Raw genomic sequence first — 9080 nt, forward strand, 5'->3', positions numbered from 1 at the left:
TATGAATATATTTTAAAGGAGCCTACCAAATACGGTAGACTCCTTATGTACTAATCAGTGCTTTAGTTTATTTTCAAAAATAATATTATAAAATATATACCTATTCTAAGTTCAACCATTTCTGTCCCACACTTAATTCATTTAAATAAAATTCAACAAGTGCATAACCTGCTTTATATGGTATTTTATCAGAAATCTTGAATTCATTCATAATTTCTTTATAATACCTACTTGTTTTTAAATAAGTATTGTCTTTACTATAATACTTTATAATAATCTCACAATCTTTACCTCCTATACCTGATATTTTTGCTATAATTTCACAATTACTCTGATAAGCATAATATTGAACTTCGTCCGCCTCGGTAGCATATATCTTAGTTTGATTACCTACTTTAACAGTGCTTTTAGCATTGATATTCGGACTAAGTGTTAATATCATCCCTATTACTAAAAATAACATTAAAAATTGTTTTTTCATAGAATTTCCTCCTCATATTTTGATTGGTACTATAAAATAATACACCTATTTATGCAAAAAAAATGTAAATATTTGCAAGAGAAATTCGCAAAAAGAGACAGGTTATTTGAAATTAAATAACTTTTTTCATTCCTAAATAATACTTTACTTCCCATGTGAATTAATCATTGCCAATTTACCATGTTTAAACATCCATAAATCTTTTAGTTTATAACCTGTATTACTTTCATATTCAATAATAAATTTAGTACTTTCAAGTATAATTCGAAGCGGCTTCTCACCTATTAACCTTTAATGTTGCTACTAACAAAGCCCACCATCAGATATCAAAAATGTGTCAATAATTGTTGTTCCATCCTTATCATAAAGAGGAATTTCTCGTTGACTTATCTTACTATCTTGGTAGCTTATAGCTTCTTCTGGAGATAAAGGTTCATAATTGTCATTAAGATCATCAGCTCTCACATAACCGACAATTCCATTTATTCCTTCAGCTAATATCAAATCCGGAACTTCTCCTATAAACTCTGAATTATAATCCGAACCATAAGTTTCATTGGATGTATTAAGAGAATAGGTTAACATACTTGCATTGTAGAATTGCACATATGGAGTAGAATTTGTTGTATAAGTATTGTACCCATTTCCATTATACATTCTAACTCTGCCTTTGGCATAATATGTACCTATTTTTGAGATAGTTGCACCACCTTTTCCCATCATTCCTGCTTCTCCAGAATTATATGTCCAATCAGTTGAATGAACAAGAACACCGGATGAATTATAAAGACGTGCTTGTAAACCCATGTATCCAGTTGGTACACTATAACCTGGGCCCATATAATATATACCTACATTAGCTTCAGCACCATTATTGAGAATATTAACTTGAGAATAATATCTATATTTTTTATTATAAACAGTTGCATACTCATACTCCGAACGAGCAATTGAAGCATTAACAATCATATTATCTGTTGTCAGTATTATACTAAAAATAAGAAACAAATAAACAAAACCTTTTATTTTTTTCAACATAAAATTTTCCTCCTTTAACTTTTTTCACTTTGATTAGTACATACCTATAATACTACATTATTTCATAATATTTTGTCATCTTTGCTGTATTTAAGTTTTTTTAATTAATGGTGAATATTTAGCCAAAAAATAAACCTACTTTAATTTTAATGTAGATTTGTCTGTATATTAAATATAATTTTTACGTTCAATATCAAGTATGTTTCAATCAATCTTTACACCATTAAGAAAACAATCTTCAATTATTAAGCTCATAGTATTTATATAATAAGTAATTCATCGGGATAGTTTGAAATCTCATAACAATCTTTTTTATGTAAATGAAATATAAAAGAACGCAAAATATATCCATATGTTTTAATAACCATCTTCATAATTTTAGTATCTATTTCATCAATATTATTTTGTTCTGATATCTTTAATATACATCTTAAATAATCTTTAAATGAATCCTCTTTAAAAGTTGCCTCTTCATGCAAATAATAAATAAAACTTTCATCTATTCTTATAACAGGATATAGTTCTCAATAATCCACAATAATAAATTTATCATCAGAAATATTATTTTTTATTATTGAAAAAAGCAGTTAATTTCATTATCATTTTTTAAGTTCTTTAGTGGAATTATAAGTGCTGCATTTTTACCATAATAAATATAACAATAATCTTTTGTTCTAACAATCTCATAAATCATATCCCATTCCATAATGAAAATAAATAACAAAAAATAGCTATACTTAACAGGTTTATACCTAAACTTTTATTTATTTCTATTTTTTGTTTATCCTGAGATGTATAATTAAATTCATATCTAAGTACAGTATCATTTATTATTCTGGGTTTATCCATAAGTTCCTAATTTTTTTAGCATTAACAACTTTTGATTTTAGTATTCTTATTAATATTAGTCCCATACAATTTAATAACAATAAATTTATTTGTCTGAATCAATTCTTATTTTTAAATCTCCAATATTTACGGTGCTGTATATCTTCCTTGTCTAAGTTCTTCACAAACATATGTTTTTCTTATCAAAACACCACGTAAATCTCTTTGAACAATTTGCCCTGATGTTTGATCTCTCCAAACAACAACATAATAAGAATATTCATATTTCTCATACAAATCATAATACTGGATTCTTTTGGTTATTTTAGTTCCTGAAACAGTCCAATTATATTCCATTTCACCATGAATATTTATACCTACTTCAGTTCCCATACTTGCTCCTAAACCTACGTATTCACACCCTGCTGATGAACTTCCTTCAACTTTAGCTATTGCTTCAGTGCCAGTAGTTGCTGTTACACTCGTAGAAACTGTAGTTTTTGTTTCTATGTATTCACTGGAAGCATCTGTTTGTGCTAATTGCCAATCGTAACAAGTAAATATTTCACTAGTTTTTTCTTCAACTATCATTCCACGTTGGACTATTATTGAGTTATCGTCTTTCTCGATTTCCGTAGCTTGTACAGTTGATGCATAACATAATGCTAACATTAAAATTGTTATAAGTAAAAATAACTTTTTCATATATTCCCTCCGATTTCATAATTTTATGTATTAAAGCTACAACATTAATAATATTGATTTTAAATGTATTCCTTTTTAAATATATATCTTTTGATTCAATTTGTAAACAAAGATGAGATATTCGGCGGCTAACTCGTGATATTCGGTAAATTATTCATCAAAACAACCTTCCCCTCATTAATGAGTAAACTCATATCCTCTATATATAACTTTAATACTGTTTTTAAGTAAGTAATTTTCAAATATTATTGTTAATATCTTTTATAATTAGACACAATGTTTTTCATATAAAAATAGAAAACCATCTTCAACCTCTCCTATTTTCTTATATCCCATTTTTTCATAAAGATGTTGATTTCTTACACTATAGTGAGGTCTTCCTAATGTCCATTTTTTAATGTATGGAAGCATCTCTTCCATTAAAATCATTACTGTTTTTCCATATCCTTTATTATGATGTTTAGGATGAATGCAAAAATCTTCTAATTCATAATGATATTGACCTTCTTTCTTTAACCAAAAACAACCTATGATTTGCTTGGATAGTAATATTTTATAGACATCAAATTCATCTATTAAGCGTTTATTCTCCTCGATAGAGTCATATCCTGTAGGTCCCCCATCTCTACCAGGTCCGAATCTTCTAGTTTCATCATTATATGCTTCTTTTTTTATCTCAGTTATAATTTTAGCATCTGTTATTAATGCTTCTTGTAATTTAATCATAACAACTCTCCCTTGTATGTAATAGTTGATTCATTTGTTAAGATTCTATCAGAATATTTTTGTGTAATAAAAAATGCCTACTCCCAATAAGGAAGTAGGTCTGTACCTGTCCTACAATTACTCTGATAAGCATAATATTGAACTTCGTAACGCCTCAGTAGCATATATCTTAGTTTGATTACCTACTTTAACAGTGCTTTTAGCATTGATATTCTGACTAACTTTTGTATAGATAATTAATCCATCCTTAATGATGGTAGGTTAGTTTAAAAAAGTATTCTTTACTCGTTTTGACTTAACAAAATAAACTATCCATAGTACCCCAGCAACTAACCTGCCTACATACTGAGCAAGTTCAACGCCTGTAGTTTCTAATCCAATCAAGTTACAAAATAGATGATCTAATCCCACAACTATGTTATTTCCAATAATTAGCGATATGGCTAATTTAGGATACAACCTTTTCTTTCTAAAAAGAAAAATCAAGATTATTACTATAAATAGGAAAATTAGTACATTTATCACCATTTCGAAATTAATTAACAAAAATAACTCTGGATTATAATAATCACCTTTCTTTTCAGTTAATGCCGCAACTGTACCATCAATATATAAATTGTATATTTCAAAAATCATTAAAGCGGTTGAAAGTAGCGTAAATATGTAACCTATTACAATCAGTACCAACCACCCACCAATACCTTGGGGTCCATCATTGGGGTATTGTTCGTCTATAAGTATTTCATTTGCTTGACTCATTTTTATCCTCCTTGACTTTATTCTTGCATACCGACTAATATTTATAGTAATAACATCAGATAATTTATTATTATTCAACAAAGACCTACCTTCAATCAAGAAAGCAAGTCCTACACCGTACTAAAGCTTGTTTTAGTATAGTACCAACTAAAATGCTTTTATCTATTCTTTTAAATCTAAAGAAAGTTATATTAATTATAATAATAAAATATCAGCTTTTACTGCAATTTAGCTCCACAATTAGGACAATAGACTAATTCTCGTGTTTTTGTTCTTGGGTCAAATCTATAAGAACAATATGGACACTTAAATTTTACATGAAATGATATGGCTAATATAAAAAAGAATATACAACATATAATCTGAATTATATTACCCTCCAATCCTTTTCTACTCATTAATCCCATTGGTAAAATACCTAACAATGTGAACAGTAATGCATAATTATTATAATGTTTTATTTTCGTAAATTTTTTAATAATTTCTCTATCTTCTATTATAATTACATCCTTTTTTTAATATTTATTCAAATGTATCACATACACAAGGTTTTGGAAACTGTCCACTACTAACAGCATCCATCATACTTATTTTCCAATCTGTATCATAGTAATGTTGAATTTTATTAACTATATTATTTTATCTTTTATATCATCTTATATCAATATTATTTATATTTTTATATTATATTACATTATTTTTACTTTTGCAATACTACTAACTAAATTTTGTTAATTATAAATACTGTAATATTACATAAATATAATTTACTTTAAAAGTTACAATTAATTTAATTTTATACATTTTTTTATTAATTTAATTAGTAATTATTACAATTTATATTCTAATATTATTATGTAATAATTTAATAATACTTTAGCTAATATATAATCATTACACACTCTCTTGGTTGTTCTAATTGATCTATTTAAATAGTTTTTAATAACATTAAATATCTCAACAAATATAAGTGACACGAATTATAAAGTGAAAATAACTTATGAAGATGATAATAAAATACACATAATTAGAATTTATTAATTAGAAAACATATTGAATTCCAAGAATAACAAAAGAAAATAAAGGTCGTGATTAAGTTGAAAAATAAGAGTAGTACACTATTTATACTTTATGTCGTTGGAATAACTGTTATAGCGTTGTCCGTTCTAATAGCTGTTAAATCATATATAGCTTTCAATGGACTAGTATCAGAAGATGCAAATATATTACATGGATTATATATAGTAGGTATAGGAATTATGCTAGGTATATTATTTATTTCATTTGCTGAATTATTAATTAATGTGAAACAAATCAATCAAAAACTTAGCTTACTCACATATGATACAAACAACCAAAAAGATCAGGCTAGGGGATAATCCTAGCCTTAAATAATGTTTTATAGCTGCCAATAACTCATTTAATCAAAACTAATACCTGATATAATTATATTAGTACATCTAATCATCAAATTCTTCAATAACTTAATGGTAAATATAAGTTCATTTCTAGCTTCTGTAGTGAAAAAAGTACTATCTATGTACACTTTAATTTTTTTAATAAAATAATAGCAAGTATCAATAAAATGGCATATAGCTTCTAGTTCTTCAATTGAACCCTCTTCCATAATCTACAACACTCCTTTGTAATTAGAAAATTTCATATATTACATTATAATCGTTTAAGATTTCTTCTATCTCAGCTTGAGTTGGATTAATAATAATTAGGTCTATAATTTCTTGTAAACACAGCGGGTCAATTGTAGCTTGATTAAGGTCTATGCAAAGTTTAATTTTATTCATACTATATTGCATTAACTTGTTCTCCTTAATATTATTATTTCAACTATCTATCGTTACTTAATTTATTTATAACAACACAATAACCCATATACATAATTTTATATATGAAGAGTTAGAAATGTTTTACTAAAATATTTAGATATGCTATAATTAAAATATTAATTAATCACTTTTCACTTTAGTTAAAGTTATTTCACCAACAAGTTTATTTTAGCAAATTTTATTTCACTTGTCAACACTTTAATTAAAGTTATTTTACTATTTGTGAAAGAGGAATAATAATGAGCGAAAATATAGGTATTAGATTATCTAATCTACTTAAAGAAAAAAGTCTATCAGCTGAAGATTTAGGTAATATGATTGGAACTACCAAAAATACAATTTATAATATAATTAAAGGTAAAAATACCAAACTAGAGACTATAGAAAATATCTCTAAAACATTAGACATCAGTATAGATTATTTAGTTTTTGGATCTAATCAATATAATGATGCTCTTGAAGAACAACTCTTAGAAAATTTTAGGCAACTAAACTATAAAAACAAAATCGAAATAGTTGGAGAAACAACCAAATTATTAACAAAACAAAAACTTGAAAAATAGTAGGTAATTTAAACCTACTCTTTTTTTAGCTACATAATATTTCAACCCATTATATCAAATGGGTATATATGTTATAATATATAAAAATATAGCCTACAAACCTGAATGGATGTAGGCTTATGATATTTAATCCGTTAGTTTTAAACTGCTCCAAATGATATATATCTTCTATTAACATATCCATATTGACCTGTCTCAATTCTATATACGCTAGCCCAATCTCCAGTAAAATAGTTTACAACTACTTCTTCACCAAATTCAAAAACACCTAATGTTGCAGAAGATGTATTTGGTGATGCTTTAAACGGTACATTAACTCCTTTTATATATCCAGGTGCAGGAAGACCACTTTGTAGATTTACGTTCTCAATTTGGTTATCTGTATTAACAATGGTTTTCGCATAAGTAGCAGTATTAAATGTTAATATCATGCCAAGTACTAATGATAATATTAATAATTGTTTTTTCATATGAACCTCCTCCTATAAATATTAATACATTATATATACTATCACATATAATTAGAAAATATTGTAAATTTCTGTATTCCACATTCATAAAAATATCGCAAAAAAAGACAAGCTATCCTCGAAACAGCTTGTAGTACTACTTTATAATCGAATAATGTGTATTAAAAACATATTAGTTACTCTACTTCAAATACTATTTCAACCTTATTTTCATAACTTAAGTCATCTTCTGATAAACCGAAGTCACAATATGCCACTAATTCATATTCTCCTGTAGGTAACTTTAATTCTTTATCCTTATAATATGACTCCCAATATTTAGCATCTTTATCATCATTAGACCAACCGCCTGATTTAACAAATGGAATCGTATATATTTCCCCCTTTTTTAAAACTGTACATTTTAGAACATCTAATGTCATACCTTCATTATAATTATCCTTACCGTCAAAAATAGTATAGTTAAAATACGGAATACCATGCCAAATAGTAATTTCTTCACTATCGCCAACATACTCTACTGTAGAAAATATATCTATAGGTTTTTTAGGAGTATAAACCATATCTTCTATAAATAGAGTTATTTTGAATATTCCATCATTGTTTTCATAACTTTTATATTTCTTAACCTTATACTGATTATTACTATTGATATCTTTAATTTTCCCTTTGTCACCAATCTCTTCACCAGTTAGAACCATGTTATTATTGTTGGTATCCCTATTAGTAATATCATCATTAGTTTCACTATTACAACTTGTTAATAGAAAAATACTTAATACTATAATTAGACTTAACTTTTTCATTTTTCACCTCTTATTCCCGACATATCTATAACTTAATATTAACAAATAATTTAAAAATAAGCAAACGCAAAGAACTTACCTCTAAAAAAGAAGTAAGTTCTTAAATAACTCATAAGTAAAACATTAAATTTTAAGAATATCTACTCTGCATTAGTAAAGCTTAATTCATAAGGAGATACACTATTTCCTCCACTTTGATACACTACTCTAATATAATATACTTCGTCTTGTCTAATATAAATATTGGATATTTCTTGTCCTCTTGACCAATCATGTGATTGACTGATGAATTGTCCATTTTTATCATATATATACACCTTATGCTTGATATTATCTAATTCTCGAAGATAAACCCAACCTTGAGCTGAAGGAAAATCTGATCTAACCTTAAACCAGTCTTCTCTATCCTCTTGATCTACAGTTCCATATATTACTAGTTCATCAGTTTTGCCTCTTTCCTTCAACGCATAGATTCCTTCTGCTTTATCCATTGTATTATTAGGTTCATCATTTTCTAACCAGGTATTATCATACATGCCACCCCATCCAGCAGCAAACGATGGAGATACATTAAAAAATAATATAAAACTTGTTACACATAAAGCTATAAATTTTTTCATTTATTATTTATCCTCCTTTGATTTCTATATATTTATATATATTGTATTGCACGTGCAAATATAAACTAACATATTCTATCAAATTTTTCAATTATATCTAAAATTAATTCATTTAATTTATTAAATTGTCATAATATTTTTTAATAACAAATTATAGATAATAATAATAATTTTAATTTAGTCCAAATAACAAAATTATAGTATATTAAGTCTTTTTATTAATCCCAAAAATTATGGCTG

The 9080-nt window shown here is 26.4% G+C and carries 13 protein-coding genes; 2 read left to right on the plus strand and 11 right to left on the minus strand.

All coding sequences use genetic code 11. The features are described from left to right. Window positions 1-100: 100 nt before the first annotated feature. The 6 genes from AACQ14_RS17265 to AACQ14_RS17290 all read right to left on the minus strand — a co-directional run bounded on the left by AACQ14_RS17265 (window position 101) and on the right by AACQ14_RS17290 (window position 4537). Window positions 101-481, minus strand: coding sequence for a hypothetical protein (locus AACQ14_RS17265; RefSeq protein ID WP_339364835.1), 381 nt, complete (start codon window positions 479-481; stop codon window positions 101-103). Window positions 482-784: 303 nt separating this feature from the next. Continuing rightward, a complete protein-coding gene (locus tag AACQ14_RS17270; protein WP_339364836.1) occupies window positions 785-1519 on the minus strand; it encodes a hypothetical protein in 735 nt (244 codons plus the stop codon). Between the two features lie 571 nt (window positions 1520-2090). Beyond that, window positions 2091-2225: a YcxB family protein gene (locus AACQ14_RS17275; protein ID WP_339364837.1), complete on the minus strand. Its 135-nt coding sequence runs from the start codon at window positions 2223-2225 to the stop codon at window positions 2091-2093. Between the two features lie 269 nt (window positions 2226-2494). Further along, a complete protein-coding gene (locus AACQ14_RS17280; RefSeq protein ID WP_339364838.1) occupies window positions 2495-3052 on the minus strand; it encodes a hypothetical protein in 558 nt (185 codons plus the stop codon). A gap of 267 nt (window positions 3053-3319) precedes the next feature. Continuing rightward, a complete protein-coding gene (locus AACQ14_RS17285) occupies window positions 3320-3778 on the minus strand; it encodes a GNAT family N-acetyltransferase (protein WP_339364839.1) in 459 nt (152 codons plus the stop codon). 261 nt (window positions 3779-4039) lie between these two features. After that, on the minus strand, window positions 4040-4537 hold the full coding sequence (locus tag AACQ14_RS17290) for a DUF2569 domain-containing protein (RefSeq protein ID WP_339364840.1): 498 nt from the start codon (window positions 4535-4537) through the stop codon (window positions 4040-4042). A gap of 1097 nt (window positions 4538-5634) precedes the next feature. On the opposite strand from AACQ14_RS17290, the gene AACQ14_RS17295 reads away from it, so the two are divergent. Further along, complete coding sequence (locus tag AACQ14_RS17295; protein ID WP_339364841.1) at window positions 5635-5916, plus strand: hypothetical protein; 282 nt, start codon at window positions 5635-5637, stop codon at window positions 5914-5916. A 41-nt stretch (window positions 5917-5957) separates the two neighbouring features. Here the strand turns inward: AACQ14_RS17295 and AACQ14_RS17300 are convergent, their stop codons facing one another. Both AACQ14_RS17300 and AACQ14_RS17305 read right to left on the minus strand, forming a co-directional pair. Further along, complete coding sequence (locus tag AACQ14_RS17300; RefSeq protein ID WP_339364842.1) at window positions 5958-6164, minus strand: hypothetical protein; 207 nt, start codon at window positions 6162-6164, stop codon at window positions 5958-5960. A 22-nt stretch (window positions 6165-6186) separates the two neighbouring features. After that, window positions 6187-6351: a hypothetical protein gene (locus AACQ14_RS17305; protein ID WP_339364843.1), complete on the minus strand. Its 165-nt coding sequence runs from the start codon at window positions 6349-6351 to the stop codon at window positions 6187-6189. A 269-nt stretch (window positions 6352-6620) separates the two neighbouring features. Here AACQ14_RS17305 and AACQ14_RS17310 point away from each other — a divergent pair, with 269 nt between their 5' ends. Beyond that, window positions 6621-6944 carry a helix-turn-helix transcriptional regulator gene (locus AACQ14_RS17310; RefSeq protein WP_339364844.1) on the plus strand — a complete coding sequence of 108 codons (324 nt, stop codon included), beginning with the start codon at window positions 6621-6623 and terminating at the stop codon, window positions 6942-6944. Between the two features lie 140 nt (window positions 6945-7084). On the opposite strand, the gene AACQ14_RS17315 is transcribed toward AACQ14_RS17310, so the two are convergent. The 3 genes from AACQ14_RS17315 to AACQ14_RS17325 form a co-directional block, all read right to left on the minus strand. Further along, window positions 7085-7414 (minus strand): SH3 domain-containing protein, encoded by a 330-nt coding sequence (locus AACQ14_RS17315; protein ID WP_339364845.1) that lies wholly within the window; start codon window positions 7412-7414, stop codon window positions 7085-7087. Window positions 7415-7590: 176 nt separating this feature from the next. Next, entirely contained in the window at window positions 7591-8220 is a 630-nt protein-coding gene (locus AACQ14_RS17320; protein ID WP_339364846.1) for a hypothetical protein, read from the minus strand. A 140-nt stretch (window positions 8221-8360) separates the two neighbouring features. Beyond that, window positions 8361-8840, minus strand: coding sequence for a hypothetical protein (locus tag AACQ14_RS17325; protein WP_339364847.1), 480 nt, complete (start codon window positions 8838-8840; stop codon window positions 8361-8363). Between the last annotated feature and the right edge of the window lie 240 nt (window positions 8841-9080).

Origin of the sequence: Vallitalea maricola, from assembly GCF_036985595.1 — a bacterium.
In the GTDB taxonomy this organism is placed as follows: domain Bacteria; phylum Bacillota; class Clostridia; order Lachnospirales; family Vallitaleaceae; genus Vallitalea; species Vallitalea maricola.